The sequence below is a fragment of the Streptomyces sp. NPDC005863 genome (assembly GCF_042871345.1).
Lineage (GTDB): Bacteria > Actinomycetota > Actinomycetes > Streptomycetales > Streptomycetaceae > Streptomyces.
This window is the reverse complement of record NZ_JBIAII010000003.1, coordinates 514,566-529,497: the sequence shown is the minus strand read 5'-3', so window position 1 is coordinate 529,497 and position 14,932 is coordinate 514,566. Positions and strand designations below refer to the sequence as shown.

Annotated in this window: 13 protein-coding genes; 4 read left to right on the top strand and 9 right to left on the bottom strand. The window is 71.0% G+C overall.

Annotation, left to right across the window (positions count from 1 at the left end):
- Positions 1–61: 61 nt before the first annotated feature.
- Positions 62–1,315, bottom strand: a complete 1,254-nt coding sequence (gene fasR, locus ACFYO9_RS14720) for a fatty acid biosynthesis transcriptional regulator FasR (protein ID WP_358704956.1) — start codon at positions 1,313–1,315, stop codon at positions 62–64.
- Positions 1,316–1,385: 70 nt separating this feature from the next.
- On the opposite strand from fasR, the gene ACFYO9_RS14715 reads away from it, so the two are divergent.
- Complete coding sequence (locus tag ACFYO9_RS14715) at positions 1,386–2,048, top strand: pirin family protein (RefSeq protein WP_358773183.1); 663 nt, start codon at positions 1,386–1,388, stop codon at positions 2,046–2,048.
- Between the two features lie 83 nt (positions 2,049–2,131).
- Here the strand turns inward: ACFYO9_RS14715 and ACFYO9_RS14710 are convergent, their stop codons facing one another.
- Both ACFYO9_RS14710 and ACFYO9_RS14705 read right to left on the bottom strand, forming a co-directional pair.
- Positions 2,132–2,953 (bottom strand): serine hydrolase domain-containing protein, encoded by an 822-nt coding sequence (locus ACFYO9_RS14710; RefSeq protein WP_358773182.1) that lies wholly within the window; start codon positions 2,951–2,953, stop codon positions 2,132–2,134.
- 19 nt (positions 2,954–2,972) lie between these two features.
- Positions 2,973–3,455: a GNAT family N-acetyltransferase gene (locus tag ACFYO9_RS14705; protein ID WP_358773180.1), complete on the bottom strand. Its 483-nt coding sequence runs from the start codon at positions 3,453–3,455 to the stop codon at positions 2,973–2,975.
- A gap of 151 nt (positions 3,456–3,606) precedes the next feature.
- On the opposite strand from ACFYO9_RS14705, the gene ACFYO9_RS14700 reads away from it, so the two are divergent.
- The gene (locus tag ACFYO9_RS14700) at positions 3,607–4,149 is read left to right on the top strand and encodes a MerR family transcriptional regulator (RefSeq protein ID WP_358773338.1); all 543 of its coding nucleotides are present in this window, start codon (positions 3,607–3,609) and stop codon (positions 4,147–4,149) included.
- Between the two features lie 58 nt (positions 4,150–4,207).
- On the opposite strand, the gene ACFYO9_RS14695 is transcribed toward ACFYO9_RS14700, so the two are convergent.
- From ACFYO9_RS14695 to ACFYO9_RS14675, 5 genes are all read right to left on the bottom strand, one after another.
- Positions 4,208–4,882 carry a response regulator transcription factor gene (locus ACFYO9_RS14695; protein WP_355808787.1) on the bottom strand — a complete coding sequence of 225 codons (675 nt, stop codon included), beginning with the start codon at positions 4,880–4,882 and terminating at the stop codon, positions 4,208–4,210.
- Complete coding sequence (locus tag ACFYO9_RS14690; RefSeq protein WP_358773178.1) at positions 4,879–6,246, bottom strand: sensor histidine kinase; 1,368 nt, start codon at positions 6,244–6,246, stop codon at positions 4,879–4,881. Before ACFYO9_RS14690 ends, ACFYO9_RS14695 begins: the two co-directional genes overlap by 4 nt.
- 167 nt (positions 6,247–6,413) lie before the next feature.
- Entirely contained in the window at positions 6,414–7,304 is an 891-nt protein-coding gene (locus tag ACFYO9_RS14685; protein WP_358773336.1) for a DUF4429 domain-containing protein, read from the bottom strand.
- A 66-nt stretch (positions 7,305–7,370) separates the two neighbouring features.
- Positions 7,371–8,582, bottom strand: coding sequence for an alpha/beta hydrolase (locus ACFYO9_RS14680; RefSeq protein ID WP_358773177.1), 1,212 nt, complete (start codon positions 8,580–8,582; stop codon positions 7,371–7,373).
- Between the two features lie 177 nt (positions 8,583–8,759).
- Positions 8,760–9,467 (bottom strand): TetR/AcrR family transcriptional regulator, encoded by a 708-nt coding sequence (locus ACFYO9_RS14675; RefSeq protein ID WP_388666348.1) that lies wholly within the window; start codon positions 9,465–9,467, stop codon positions 8,760–8,762.
- Between the two features lie 167 nt (positions 9,468–9,634).
- On the opposite strand from ACFYO9_RS14675, the gene ACFYO9_RS14670 reads away from it, so the two are divergent.
- Complete coding sequence (locus tag ACFYO9_RS14670) at positions 9,635–11,245, top strand: MFS transporter (protein ID WP_358773175.1); 1,611 nt, start codon at positions 9,635–9,637, stop codon at positions 11,243–11,245.
- A 246-nt stretch (positions 11,246–11,491) separates the two neighbouring features.
- Positions 11,492–11,896 (top strand): peptidase inhibitor family I36 protein, encoded by a 405-nt coding sequence (locus ACFYO9_RS14665; RefSeq protein ID WP_358773332.1) that lies wholly within the window; start codon positions 11,492–11,494, stop codon positions 11,894–11,896.
- Positions 11,897–12,166: 270 nt separating this feature from the next.
- Here the strand turns inward: ACFYO9_RS14665 and aceE are convergent, their stop codons facing one another.
- Complete coding sequence (aceE, locus tag ACFYO9_RS14660; protein ID WP_358773173.1) at positions 12,167–14,899, bottom strand: pyruvate dehydrogenase (acetyl-transferring), homodimeric type; 2,733 nt, start codon at positions 14,897–14,899, stop codon at positions 12,167–12,169.
- Positions 14,900–14,932: the final 33 nt, after the last annotated feature.

Below are 14,932 nucleotides of genomic sequence, written 5' to 3'. Positions count from 1 at the left end.
CCCGCCCGTGGGGACAGGGACGAAGAACAGCCGGGGTAATTGTAGGAGGCCGACAAAACCCCTACGACTGGGGATCCCCGTCGGCCAGCCGCCCCAGGATCAGCGCGATGCGCAGCGTGAACGCGGAGCGCACATCGGAAGGCGACCAGCCGGTGACGTCAGTCACACGTCGGAGCCGGTAGCGCACGGTGTTGGGGTGGACGAAGAGCATCCGGGCCGCCCCTTCGAGGCTGCTCGCCTGTTCCAGATAGACGCTGAGCGTCTCCAGGAGCGCGGAGCCCGCCTCCTCCAGCGGTCTGTAGATCTCCTCCACCAGCTGGTCGCGCGCTGCGGGATCCCCGGCCATCGCGCGCTCCGGCAGCACATCGTCCGCGAGGACGGGGCGCGGCGCGTCCTGCCAGGCGGCGCAGGCCTTGAGCCCGGCGGCCGCGGCCTGCGCGGAACGGGTCGCGGCGAGCAGGTCGGGCACGATCGGGCCGGCCACCACGGGCCCGGCCGCGTACGGCCCGATCAGGGACTTCGCCACGTGCAGGGGATTGTCGTTGCCACCCGCGATGACGACCAGGCGGTCGCCGAGCACACCCGTCAGGACCTGCAGCTTCGCGTGCCGGGCGGCGCGGCGGATGGCCTCGACGGTGAGTTCGCTGTCGCCGTCGGGTGCGGTCCCGAGGATGACGCAGACGTGCTCGGGGGAGTTCCAGCCGAGGGCGGCCGCGCGGGAGACGGCGCCCTCGTCGGCCTCGCCGGACAGCACCGCGTTGACGACGAGCGATTCGAGCCGGGCGTCCCAGGCACCGCGTGCCTCGGCGGCCTGTGCGTACACCTGAGCGGTGGCGAAGGCGATCTCACGCGCGTAGACGAGGAGCGCCTCGCGCAGCACGGACTCGTCCCCGGGGGCCGCCACCTCGTCGATCGCGGACTCCATCACCTCGATCGTGGTGCGCACCATCTCCACGGTCTGGCGCAGGGTGATGGCCCTGGTCAGCTCGCGCGGCGCGGTCCCGAAGACGTCGGTGGAGATGGCCTGGGGCGCGTCCGGGTGCCGGAACCACTCGGTGAACGCGGCGATGCCGGCCTGCGCGACGAGACCGATCCAGGAGCGGTTCTCCGGCGGCATCGCCCGGTACCAGGACAGCGTCTCGTCCATGCGCGCGATGGCCTGCGCCGCGAGACTCCCGGACGACTTCTCCAGACGCTTCAGCGTCGCGGCGTGGGCGTGGGCCCGCCGGGCGTCCTGAGCGGACTGCCGGTGCGGCTCCTGACGGAACTCCTGGGGGAACTCCTGGTGGGATTCGTTCGCTGAAGGTTCGGGCACGGGACAAGACTGCCTCATCGGGACGGGGACATGCGGTGCCGGGGCCCGGACAGGGCCTACCGTGGGGTGCGTGATCGACGTACGGCGCTCCGACGACCGGTACCGCGGCGGGGAGACCGCGGCCGGCATCGCGTCCTTCCACGCCCTCTCCTTCGGGCCGCACTACGACCCGGACAACCTCCGCTTCGGCGCGATCCTCGCCTGCAACGAAGAGCACCTCACGCCCGGCTCCGGCTTCGACGAACACCCGCACAGCCACACGGAGATCGTGACGTGGGTCGCCGAGGGCGAGCTGACCCACCGCGACTCCACGGGCCACGCGACGGTGGTGCGCCGCGGCGACGTGCAGCACCTCTCCGCCGCGGGCGGCGTGCGCCACGTGGAGCGCAACGACGGCCCGGCGCCGCTCGTCTTCGTCCAGATGTGGCTGGCCCCGCGCACCCCGGGCGGCGACCCGTCCTACGAGGTGGTCCGCGGCATCGCCGACTCCACCCCGTACGCGGTTCCCGGCGCGGGGGCGCTGCTCCACGTCCGCAGGCCGGCGGCGGGGGAGCAGCTCGGCATCCCGGACGCGCCCTTCGTGTACGTGCACGTGGTGCGCGGCGCCCTGGACCTGGCCGGCGAGCGCCTCGGTCCGGGGGACTCGGCGCGGATCACCGGGGAGCGGGGCCTGGAAGCGGTGGCGGCGGACGCCGCGGAACTCCTGCTCTGGGAGATGACGGACACCGCGTAGCGGACACCGTGCAGGGGTGGGGCGGGGCTTCTGGCGCAGGGGTACGGGGCGCAGCTTTTCGTATACGGGTACGGGGCGGGCGCTCAGCCGCGCAGTTCGGCGAGCACCGCGTCGGTGAACGGCGGCCACACCTCGGCGGCCCACGGTCCGAAGGGCCGGTCGGTGAGGGCGACGCAGGCGGCCCCCGCGTCGGGGTCGACCCACAGGAACGTGCCCGCCTGCCCGAAGTGCCCGAACGTCCGAGGCGAGGACGAACTCCCCGTCCAGTGCGGCGACTTGGCGTCCCGGATCTCGAACCCGAGCCCCCAGTCGTTGGGGTTCTGGTGCCCGTACCCCGGCAGGACGCCCTTCAGCCCCGGGTACGTCACGCTCATCGCCGCCGCCACGGTCCGTACGTCGAGCAGCCGCGGCGCCTGCACCTCCGCCGCGAACCGCACGAGGTCGTCGACGGTCGACACCCCGTCCTTCGCGGGCGACAGGTCCCCTTCGAGCGAGGTGGACGTCATGCCCAGCGGCTCGAGGACCGCCTGGCGCAGATACTCCGCGAAGGGAATGTCCGTCGCCTTGGCGATGTGGTCGCCGAGCACCTCGAACCCGGCGTTCGAGTAGAGCCGCCGCGTGCCCGGCGCCGACGTCGTCCGGTGCTCGTCGAACGCGAGCCCGCTGGTGTGCGCGAGCAGATGCCGCACCGTCGAACCCTCGGGCCCGGCCGGCTCGTCGAGCTCGACGGCGCCTTCCTCGTACGCGACGAGGGCCGCGTACGCCGCGAGGAGCTTGGTGACCGAGGCGAGGGAGAACCGCCGGTCGGTGGGGCCGTGTGCCCCGACCTGCGTGCCGTCCGCACGGACGACGGCGGCGGCAGCGGTGGGGACCGGCCAGTTTTCGATCAACGCCAGGCTTCGCATGGGGCCGAGCCTATGCGCCCTACAGGGTCAGCCGCATCGAGGGGTCGGGCTTGCGCACGAAGCCGAGCGCCACGTAGAGCGGCTCCGCCTCGGCCGAGGCGTTGAGGTCCACCTGACCCGTGCCCCGCGCGCGGAACCAGTCGAGCAGCGCCTCCATGCAGGCCCGCGCGTGCCCCTTGCGCCGCTGGTCCGGGTCGGTGGCGACGCTGAAGACATGGCCGACCCGGCCGTGCGCGTTGCCCACCCGCCCGATCCGGTACTCGATCGTCCCGACCACCAGCGCCGCCAGCCCGCCTGGCCGCTCCGGGTGATCGACGACGAACGCCGCGAAGTCCCCCTCCGGCTCCCGCAGCCTGCGCCGCAGGGTCACCAGGGACTCGGCGTGCCAGCTGGTGTCGGACTCGGCCCCGGAACGGGCGGCGAAGACCGAGTCGATCATCACCTGCCGCAGTCTGATCAGTTCTTCGGCATCCTCTGGCGTGGCACGGCGTACAAGGCTCATGTCCCGGACGGTAGTGACCACGGGCTGAGACGTCTCGCGATTTTCCCCGGATCTGCTTGCTTGGAGTCCACTCCAAGGTTTTAGCGTGAGGGCCATGACGGTGATGGAGACCAGGACGACGGTGACGGAGACCGGGACGACGGTGACAGGTATGCCGGCGACGGTGACGGAGGCCGGAGCAGCGCCCACCCGCCCCGCCGACCGCGTGGACGTCTGCGCCTCGGTGGTCGCCGGGCATCCGAGTCCGGACGGCCAGGACCACTACACGATCAGCGAGGTCGCCGCCCACACCGGCCTGAGCGCCTACACGCTCCGGTGGTACGAGCGGATCGGCCTGATGCCGCACATCGACCGCTCCCACACGGGCCAGCGCCGCTACCGCAACCGCGACCTGGACTGGCTCGCCTTCGTCGGCAAGCTGCGGCTGACCGGGATGCCCGTGGCGGACATGGTCCGTTACGCGGAACTGGTGCGCGCGGGCGAGCACACCTTCGCCGACCGGCAGGAACTCCTGGAGCAGACCCGGCGGGACGTCCGCGACCGCATCGCGGAGCTGCAGGGCACCCTCGCCGTCCTTGACTACAAGATCGACGTGTACGCGGGCGCCGGCAGGGTGACGGAGCGGGCGGTGTCGGACAGGCTCGCGTCGGAACGGGCCGCGGAGCGTGCGGCGTCGGAGCGGGCGGCGTCCTAGCGGGCCACGTCCTAGCAGGCCGCGTCCCAGCGGGCGGCGTGGGAGCGGATGGCGGCGGCTACTGCTCGCCCGGCGTGACCAGTCCCGACTCATAGGCGAAGATCACCGCCTGGGCCCGGTCCCGCAGGTCCAACTTGCTGAGCACCCGGCCGACATGGGTCTTCACCGTCTGCTCGGCGAGCACCAGATGTTCGGCGATCTCCTTGTTGGACAGGCCACGCGCGATCAGCGCGAGCACCTCCGTCTCACGCTCCGTCAGACCACCGAGACGCAGCGACTGGTGGCGCGGGGCGGTCCGCTGCTTGGCGAAGCCGGCGATCAGCCGACGGGTCACCGAGGGCGCGAGCAGCGCGTCGCCGGCCGCCACCACCCGTACCGCCGAGATGAGATCGGCGGGCGGCGCGTCCTTGAGCAGGAACCCGGAGGCTCCGGCGCGCAACGCCTCGTACACGTAGTCGTCCACGTCGAAGGTGGTGAGCATCAGGACCTTCGGCCGGTGCACCACACCGGGCGGCGGGTCCAACAGGGCGCGGGCGGCGGAGAGTCCGTCCAGCTCCGGCATGCGGACGTCCATCAGCACCACGTCGGGGTGAGCGCCGCGGCTGAGCTCGATGCCCTTCTTGCCGTTCGGCGCCTCGCCCACCACGTCGATGTCGCTCTGCGCCGCGAGCAGCGCGGCGAACCCCGCCCGCACCATGGACTGGTCGTCGACGATGATCACGCGAATGGTCATGCGGTGCCGGAGCCCTTCGGGACGAGGGGAAGTCGGGCGGCCACCCGGAAACCGCCGTCGGGAAGCGGGCCGGCGTCGACCGTGCCGCCGACCAACCGTACGCGCTCGCGCATGCCCACGAGGCCGTGACCGGTGCCCCCGCTCTCCACCAGCGGACCGGGTGACTCCGTCGGCGGGCCGTTGACCACGAGGACCAGCAGATGCGTGGAGTCGAGCGTCACGGTGATCTCGGTGCGTGCGCCCGGCGCGTGACGCATCACGTTCGACAACGCCTCCTGGACGATGCGGTACGCGGACAGGTCCACGGCGGGCGTCACCTCGGCCAGCTGCCGCAGGATCGCCAACTCGGGGCGTGACAGGTCGATCGGTATGCCCGCGCGCGCTGTCGCCTCGACCAGGTGGGGCAGGCGGTCGAGGCCCGGCTGCGGTGCCCGCTCGCCGTGCGCGTCCTCGCTGCGGAGCACCGCGAGCAGCCGCCGCATCTCGGTCAGCGACTCCCGCGCACTGGTCGCGATGGCCCCGAACTCCTCCTGGGCCGAGGCGGGCAGGCCCCGTAGCCGGTAGGGCGCGGAGTCGGCCTGCACGGTGATCACCGACATGTGGTGCGCCACGACGTCGTGCAACTCCCTTGCGATGCGGGCCCGTTCCTCGAGCAGGGTGCGCCGGGCGCGCTCGGCCTCGCTGATGGTCTCCTGCTCGACGAGTCTGCGCCGGGCTTCCGCGCGCTCCCGCAGCAGCGTGCCGAGCAGTAGCACGACCCCGCTCAGCACGGTCAGGACCAGACCGGTGTCCTGGCTGGCGTCGCCGCGGAACGCGCCGAGCACCAGCCCGGCGACGACGGTGACCAGCCAGACCCCGAGGAGCGTGCGCCTGCCCTCCCGCAGGGCCAGCGCACAGCAGAGGACCAGGTATCCCACGATGGTCACGGCGGTCCACGGGGCGAGGTGGCCGGGGTCGGCGGCCATCGTCACGACGGCCCCCGCCACGTCCGCGACGAGCACGATCCACCAGGCCCGCAGCGGCCGGGTGACCGCGAGGAGCAGCGGCGCGGACTGGGCGACCCCCAGCGCGCCGGCCATGGCGCCGTTGACGCCGTAGTCGTGGGTGAGCACCCGGACGGTGACCGGGATGAGGATGGCGATGAAACCGGCCGCGACCAGGACGGGCAGCCTCCGCACCCAGCGACGCGGGTCGTGCGCGAGCAGCGGGTCGGTCGACGGCGTGGGTTCCCACAGCGCTGTCCCCGTCGCACGCAGCCCGTCGCGGACGGTCGCGGCGGCACGGCGGAGGGGCCCCGGGTGTCCGTCCGGCTCGGGCGCGGGACGGCGGGGCTCTGCGGCGGAAGATGTCGATGCGCTGCTCATGGCCCGATCAGCGTAGGGTCGGGGCCCTCGCCGGCACGTCATACCGGGGAGCCGGAATCCGGCTCATACCCGGGTATGACTTCCGCTCGCGGGTATCACCAGCAGCCCCAGAATTCACACACGTACCACTGGGCTCAGACCTCACCCCAGTCCCCAGACCTGAGACCTCAGAGCTCCGCGAGCAGCTCGGCCTTCTTCATCGTGAACTCGTCGTCCGTGAGCAGCCCCGACTGATGGAGTTCGCCCAGGTGGCGGATGCGGTCCGCGATGTCCGCCGGATCGCGGCGCACGGACGGCGGCGCGGAGACGCTCGCGGCGACCCCGTCACCGTGCGCGGCCGGGCCCGACGCCCGCACCGCCGCGAGGACCGACGCGGCGAACGGCAGCGACTCGTGGACCGGCCCGTAACCGAGCCCGAAGACCACGGCCGCGGGGTCCTGGTCGGCCTGGCCGGGCTGCGCCACGGGGGTCTCACGGCGCAGCAGCCGCAGATGTCCCTCGAACACCTCCGGGGAGCGCCATTCGATGCCGTTCAGGTCCGTGACGAGGAAGCTCTGGTCCCCGGCCTTCCACTTCGCCGACGACGCGCCCGTCCAGAACCAGCGGAACGACACCGTCTTGCCGTCGAAGGAGGCCTTCCCGTCGTACGCCTTGAACTGCAGCGGAGCCTCCGGCGGGGCCACCAGGTACCCGTCCGCGGGCTCGCCGTCGTCCGCGGTGATCCGCGCCCGCAGCTCGTCCGCGTAGTACTCGGCGAGCGTCTCCCGCTCGGCGGGCAGCACGAGACGGTACGGGTCGCAGCCGTCCTTGAGCTGCCCCGCCGCCGCCTCCATCAGCGGATCGGCGCCCGGTCTCGGCACGGCATGCAGGACCACGGTCCCGCGTTTGCCGGGAGAGAGTGTCACCGCCGCGATCGCCTCATGCGGGATGCGCCGTTCACCGAGGGCCTGGAAGAGCTTCGGTGTGCGGATTCCCCGTTCGAAGCGGATGAGCACGGAGTCGGACTGAAACTCCCAGGCGGCATGAAATCCGGCCAGTACGTCACCCATGCGGCTCATCGTAGGCGGCACGAGCTCCTCCGTCCCTCCTGCTGCGGGCCGCTGTTTCATCGATTTCTACGCGCGTCAGGCCGCCGCCATGCCGGAAAAACCCTTCCGGCAGGCGTTGTCGTCGCTCGCGCATCGCACCCCGTCGTACGAGCCGGTACCGATTTCTGCGAAGTTGCGCAGGCTCTCCGTGCCCGGCTCGAAATAGCCGGTGTGCCCCCGCGCGCCGGCCGCGGAGAGCCTGCGCGCGCCGAAGCCGCCGGACACCGGGTCGGCGCCGTGGCCGAGCCCGCCGAATTCCATGTTCGGGACATCCTGGATCCAGTCGTCGCCGTCCCGGGTGGCCCAGATCCGGGCCCCCGTACCCAGCTGCGAGGCCGTGTCGGCGCGCATGCCGGGGCTGCCGGCCACGGCGATGTCGGTGACACGGTCGGGCAGCGTCCGCGCGGCCACACCGCACACCACGGAGCCGTAGCTGTGGCAGTACAGCGCGACCGGGGTGCGGCCGGGCAGGCCGCGCACCATGGCCTCGAGCCGCGTGGCCCCGTCCTCGGCCCGCATGGCCGTGGCCGCGTCGACGCCGATCCCGGCGGGCGCGGTGTAGTCGGCCCAGGCGATCACGGCGGTACGCGCGCGGGGGGCCACGGCGTGCTCCTCGCGGTAGAGCGACTTCGCCATGCCCACCGGAGCGGAGTACTTCTTGAACGTCCGCTCGAACGTCAGCACGTTGGTGTCGACGCCGGGGACGATCACCGAGACGCGGCGGGCCTTGTCGAGGTCTCCGAAGACCTCTGCCATCCGCCCGGATCCCATGGGGTCGAACGCGATGACCTGGCGTCCCGGACGCATCATGACCCCGAACCGCTTCATCCGGCGCTCGGCCTCCTGCTTCCCCAGCGGGGAGAGGCGGTCGTCGTGCATGCGCCGACGCTCGATCGTGCGGGCCTTCCCCAGGGCGATGCGGTTCGCGCGGTACCTGAGGTCGGCGGGAGCGCCGTTCATGTTGCCGACCGCAAGGGGATAGCGCGCGGCGAGCCGGTGGCGCTGCTGCGTGTCGAGCGAGGCGAAGAAGCGCGCCAGCCGGCCGGCCGGAGCGTCGGCGTCGGGCAGCGCGCGCTTGCCGATGTGCCCGTGCTCCCACGCGGAGCGCGAGGCCTCGACCGGGGAGGCGTCACCCTGGTTGTGCCGCACGGCGGTCCAGCCGGTGGTGGCGAGCATGACGAACACGACGGCGAGCGCAAGCAGAGCGCGCCAGGCGTTGAGTTGAGGCGATGAGTCGAAGGAAGTCACTACGGAACACCCTAGGAGAACCGTGATGTTTACCGTGCATCGCGTGAGGCAGATCACGTTTCTTGACGGGTAATTGAGGCAAAGCGGACGCACATTGGGTCCGCCGTCACGCTCCGTAGGTAACGGTCGCACGTATGAGGCAGAGGTGACAGTAACTCAGGGTGCGCCTCATATCGCTCAATGCGCGGAAGCGCCCCGCGGGTTGGGTGACGCTTCCGCACCCGTGTGCGATTGGGGTGCGTGCCAGTCCGCCGCCAACGCGGGCCCCAGATGGTCGAGATAGGTCTCCGTGAGGTCGCGGATCGACTCGACGCTGGCGTCCTGGCCCGCCCCCCAGAGCCGCCCGGTGACCCGCATGACGCCACTGAAGGCGGCCACCGCCACGCGCGGGCGGGGGTCCGTGTCGAGGTCGAGCCCCTCGCGCTCGGCGATCACACGGGCGACCACGTCCTCCGTCTCGATGGAGCGCCGCAGGTGCACGGCGAGCAAGGAGGGGGTCGACTCGATCATCTGGTAAGTGCGCATGTGCAGTTCGACCGGGACGACCTCCTCGATCGACTGGCCCATCGCCTGCCAGGCGCCGAGGACCGCGCCGCGCAGCGCCGTCATCGGGTCCTCGTGGGCCGGCCGGTCGCGCACCGCCTGCACGAACCGCGCCTCCACCATCTCCTGGACGGCGAAGGCGGCCTCCTGCTTGTTGGCGAAGTACCGGAAGAACGTGCGCTGGGACACGTCGACGGCCTCGGCGATCTCGTCGACGGTCGTCTCCTCGTACCCCTTGGTCGTGAAGAGTTCGAGTGCCACGCGCAGGAGTGCGTCCCGGGTGCGCTGCTTCTTGCGCTCGCGCAGGCCGGGACCGGTGGACCCGGAGGGGGCGCCCTCCAGGGTCTCCGACCGTGCCGCCGCGGCGTCGGTCGCTTGCCGCGTGGTCTTCACGCCATGGTCCTCTTTCCTGCCGTTTGCCCAGTTCACCATACCTGTGAGCCACGTGACAGTTACCGACTTGTGAAATGGTTTGTCAACTGTCAGAGGCTGTCACTAATCTCGAACGCATGACTAGTCAGACCACCGTCGACAAGGCGGACGAGGCGCCGGAGCCCGTCTCCGCTCCGGCCCCGGCCAAGGGGCTCCGCGGCCACCCCTGGCTGACGCTCTTCGCCGTCGCGATCGGCGTGATGATGGTCGCCCTGGACGGCACCATCGTGGCGATCGCCAACCCGGCCATCCAGAAGGACCTGGGCGCCACCTTCGCGGACGTCCAATGGATCACCAACGGCTACTTCCTCGCGCTCGCCGTCGCGCTGATCACCGCGGGCAAGCTGGGCGACCGCTTCGGCCACCGGCAGACCTTCCTCATAGGCGTGGTCGGCTTCGCCGCCGCCTCCGGGGCCATCGGACTGTCCGACAGCATCGCGCTGGTCGTCACCTTCCGCGTGCTCCAGGGCCTCTTCGGCGCCCTGCTGATGCCCGCCGCGCTCGGCCTGCTGCGCGCCACCTTCCCGGCCGAGAAGCTCAACATGGCCATCGGCATCTGGGGCATGGTGATCGGCGCCTCCACGGCCGGCGGCCCGATCCTCGGCGGCCTCCTCGTCCAGCACGTCAGCTGGCAGTCCGTCTTCTTCATCAACGTGCCGGTCGGCGTCATCGCCCTCGTCCTCGGCCTGGTGATCCTCCGCGACCACCGCGCGGAGAACGCGCCGAAGTCCTTCGACGTCGTCGGCATCGTCCTGCTCTCGGCGGCCATGTTCTGCCTGGTCTGGGCCCTCATCAAGGCGCCCGCGTGGGGCTGGGGCGACGGCATGACGTGGACCTTCATCGGCGCCTCGGTGCTGAGCTTCGCGCTCTTCGCAGTGTGGGAGTCCAAGGTCGCGGAACCGCTCATCCCGCTGGCGCTGTTCCGCTCCGTGGCGCTGTCGGCCGGCGTCGTGCTGATGGTGCTCATGGCCATCGCCTTCATGGGCGGGCTCTTCTTCGTCACCTTCTACCTGCAGAACGTGCACGGCATGAGCCCCGTCGACAGCGGTCTGCACCTGCTGCCGCTCACCGGCATGATGATCGTCGGCTCCCCGCTGGCGGGCGCGATGATCACCAAGATGGGCCCGCGCATCCCGCTCGCGGGCGGCATGCTCTGCACGGCCGTCGCCATGTACGGCATGTCCACGCTGGAGGCGGGCACCGGCAGCGGCCTCATGTCGCTCTGGTTCGCGCTCCTCGGCCTCGGCCTCGCGCCCGTCATGGTCGGCGCCACGGAGGTCATCGTGGGCAACGCCCCGATGGAGCTGTCCGGCGTCGCCGGCGGTCTCCAGCAGGCCGCGATGCAGATCGGCGGCAGCCTCGGCACCGCCGTCCTCGGCGCCGTCATGGCGTCGAAGGTCGACAGCGAGCTGCCCGACAAGTGGGCCGAGGCGAAGCTTCCGCCGCTCAGCGAGGCCCAGCTCGACAAGGCCGCGGAGGCCGTCCAGGTCGGTGTGGCGCCGGTGCCGCCGAAGGCGACGCCGTCCGTCGCCGAGCAGATCACCTCGGTCGCGCACGACACCTTCATGTCGGGCATGGGCCTGGCCTGCCTGGTCGCCACCGGCGTCGCGGTGGTCGCCGTCTTCGTCGCGTTCCTGACCAAGCGCGGCGTCAACGCCGAGGCGGGCGCGGGCGTGGGCCACATCTGAGCCACCGGACGCCGATGTCAGGGAAAGCCCCTCAGGGACAACCTGGGGGGCTTTCGCCTATCAGGGTGAGGCGCGGGCGTACCCCTTCCGACGGCCCGGCGGGCGGGTCCACAGTGCAGGAAGAAGATCCGCACGAGCACGGCACGGGCCACCGCGTCGAGCGACGTGCGGACAACTGCGCCACGCCACACGGGGGTTGAAGAAATGCCTACGACCATGCGTACGCCCACGTCCACGTCCACGCCCATGCCCGCGCCCAAGTCCACGCACAAGTCCGTGCCCATCAAGACGATCACGACCGTCGCGGCGGCCGCACTCGCCGCGGTCGTCCTCACCCCCGCCCACGCGGGAGCCACCGCCCCGCCGACACTCCGCGGCTGCGCCACGGGCGAGCTCTGCCTCTGGGAGCAGGCCGACTTCCGGGGCGCCCGGCATGTGTACGAGCTGGCGGACATCGACATCGAGAGCTGCGTCGCGCTGCCGGAGGGGGGCAGCGCGGAAGCCCTCGCCAACCGCACGGGACGGCCGGTCACCGTGTACCAGTCGGCGGAGTGCGCCGAGACCGGCGAGTTCAACACCTACCCCGGCAGCGGGACATGGGCCCCCGCATCGCCTTATCGGGTACGGGCGTTCAAGGTCTGGGAGCGTTAGGGCCTTTCGTCTGGCTCAGGCCGGGCTCGCGGGCCCTGGCACCGCGCCTCGCCGCGTTGTCGTCGGTTGCCATGGCTCCGCCATGCCGCCCTCCTCCGCCTTGCGATGCACGGCACCAGACCCCGCTCCCTGATCCAGCCTGAGCCAGACGAAAGACCCTAGATGGCCCCGGACCGCAAACGCCGGAGGGCGACGGGGCCCAAGGCCTGCCGCCGCCCTCCGGACGAGACACCCGCACATGACGCGCGACCTCACGCGTCACACGGTTCGCTACGCGTCGCCCCCGGCCGCGCCCGGGTCGGCGGCCGTGACGTCGAGGAGCTGGTAGCGGTCGATCGCCTGCTTCAGGACGGAGCGGTCGACCTTGCCCTCACGGGCCAGCTCGGTCAGCACACCGACCACGATCGACTGCGCGTCGATGTGGAAGAAGCGGCGGGCCGCACCGCGCGTGTCCGCGAAGCCGAAGCCGTCCGCACCCAGCGACTGGTACGTGCCGGGCACCCAGCGGGAGATCTGGTCCGGGACGCTCCGCATCCAGTCGGAGACGGCCACGAACGGTCCCTCGGCGCCGGACAGCTTGCGCGTGACGTACGGGACGCGCTGCTCCTCCTCGGGGTGCAGGAGGTTGTGCCGCTCCACCTCCACCGCGTCGCGGCGCAGTTCGTTCCAGGAGGTCGCCGACCAGACGTCCGCCTTCACGTTCCACTCGGCGGCCAGGATCTGCTGGGCCTCGACCGCCCACGGCACCGCCACGCCGGACGCGATGATCTGGGCCGGAACGGCGCCCTGCGCACCGGACTTGAGCCGGTAGATGCCCTTGAGGATGCCCTCGACGTCCACGTCGTCCGGCTCGGCCGGGTGCTGGATCGGCTCGTTGTAGACGGTGAGGTAGTAGAAGACGTCCTCGCTGTCGGGGCCGTACATCCGGCGCAGGCCGTCCTTGACGATGTGCGCGATCTCGTAGCCGAAGGCCGGGTCATAGGCGACGCAGGCCGGGTTGGTCGAGGCGAGCAGCTGCGAGTGACCGTCCGCGTGCTGCAGGCCCTCGCCGGTCAGCGTGGTGCGGCCCGCGGTGGCGCCGAGCACGAAACCGCGCGCGAGCTGGTCGGCCATCTGCCAGAACTGGTCGCCGGTGCGCTGGAAACCGAACATCGAGTAGAAGACGTACACCGGGATCAGCGGCTCGCCGTGGGTGGCGTACGCCGACCCGGCGGCGATGAGGGACGCCGTGCAGCCCGCCTCGGAGATGCCGTCGTGCAGCATCTGACCGGTCGGCGACTCCTTGTAGGCGAGCAGGAGTTCGCGGTCCACGGCCTCGTACTGCTGGCCGAGCGGGTTGTAGATCTTCGCGCTCGGGAAGAACGCGTCCATGCCGAACGTGCGGTACTCATCGGGCGCGATCAGTACGAACCGCTTGCCGATCTCCTTGTCCCGCATGAGGTCCTTGAGGATGCGGACGAACGCCATGGTGGTGGCGATCGACTGCTGACCCGAGCCCTTCTTCGCGGCCGCGTACGCCTTGTCCTCAGGCAGCGGAAGCGGCTTGGCGCGCACGACACGGGTCGGGACATAACCGCCGAGGCCCAGCCGGCGGTCGTGCATGTACTGGATCTCTTCGGAGTCGCGGCCCGGGTGGTAGTACGGCGGGGCGCCGTCCTCCAGCTGCTTGTCCGTGATCGGGATGTGCAGACGGTCGCGGAAGCCCTTGAGGTCGTCGACCGTCAGTTTCTTCATCTGGTGCGTGGCGTTGCGGCCCTCGAAGTTCGGGCCGAGGGTCCAGCCCTTGACCGTCTGGGCGAGGATCACCGTCGGCTGGCCCTTGTGGGCCTTGGCCGCGGAGAACGCCGCGTAGATCTTCTTGTGGTCGTGACCGCCGCGGCCCAGGTGCAGGATCTGGTCGTCGGTCATGTTCTCGACCATGGACCGCAGCCGCTGGTCCTCGCCGAAGAAGTGGTCGCGGATGTAGGCGCCGGTCTCGGTGGCGTAGGTCTGGAACTGCCCGTCGGGCGTCGTGTTCAGCTTGTTGACCAGGATGCCGTCGCGGTCCTGCGCGAGCAGCGGATCCCAGCTGCGGTCCCAGACCAGCTTGATGACGTTCCAGCCGGCGCCGCGGAACTGCGACTCCAGCTCCTGGATGATCTTGCCGTTGCCACGCACCGGGCCGTCCAGGCGCTGCAGGTTGCAGTTGACGACGAAGGTGAGGTTGTCCAGGCCCTCGCGCGCGGCGATGGAGAGCTGGCCGAGCGACTCGGGCTCGTCCATCTCGCCGTCGCCGAGGAACGCCCAGACGTGCGACTTGGAGGTGTCGGCGATGGAGCGCGCCTCCATGTAGCGGTTCATCCGCGCCTGGAAGATCGCGCCGAGCGGGCCGAGACCCATGGAGACGGTCGGGAACTCCCAGAAGTCCGGCATCAGCCGCGGGTGCGGATACGAGGAGAGGCCGTTGGGCGCCTTGGACTTCTCCTGGCGGAACGCGTCGAGCTGCGGCTCGCTGAGCCTGTCGAGGAGGAAGGCGCGGGCGTAGATGCCGGGGGACGCGTGCCCCTGGAAGAAGATCTGGTCGCCGCCGTCGCCCTCGTCCTTGCCGCGGAAGAAGTGGTTGAAGCCCACGTCGTAGAGGGAGGCGGAGGAGGCGAAGGTGGCGATGTGGCCGCCGACGCCGATGCCGGGACGCTGGGCGCGGGAGACCATGACCGCGGCGTTCCAGCGGGTCGCGTTCAGGACCTTGCGCTCGATCTCCTCGTTGCCGGGGAAGAACGGCTCGTCCTTGGTGGCGATCGTGTTGACGTAGTCCGTACTGCGCATCTCGGGCACGGCGACGCGCTTCTCGCGTGCGCGCTCGATCAGCCGGAGCATCAGATAGCGGGCCCGCTCACGGCCGCGTTCGTCGACCGCGGCATCGAGGGAGTCGAGCCACTCCTGGGTCTCTTCGGGATCGAAGTCCGGGACCTGACTCGGCAGGCCGCCAATGATGATCGGGTTGCGATCGGATCCGGAAGCCACGCTGTTCCTTCGCTGTCGGGGCTTTCGCCTGGG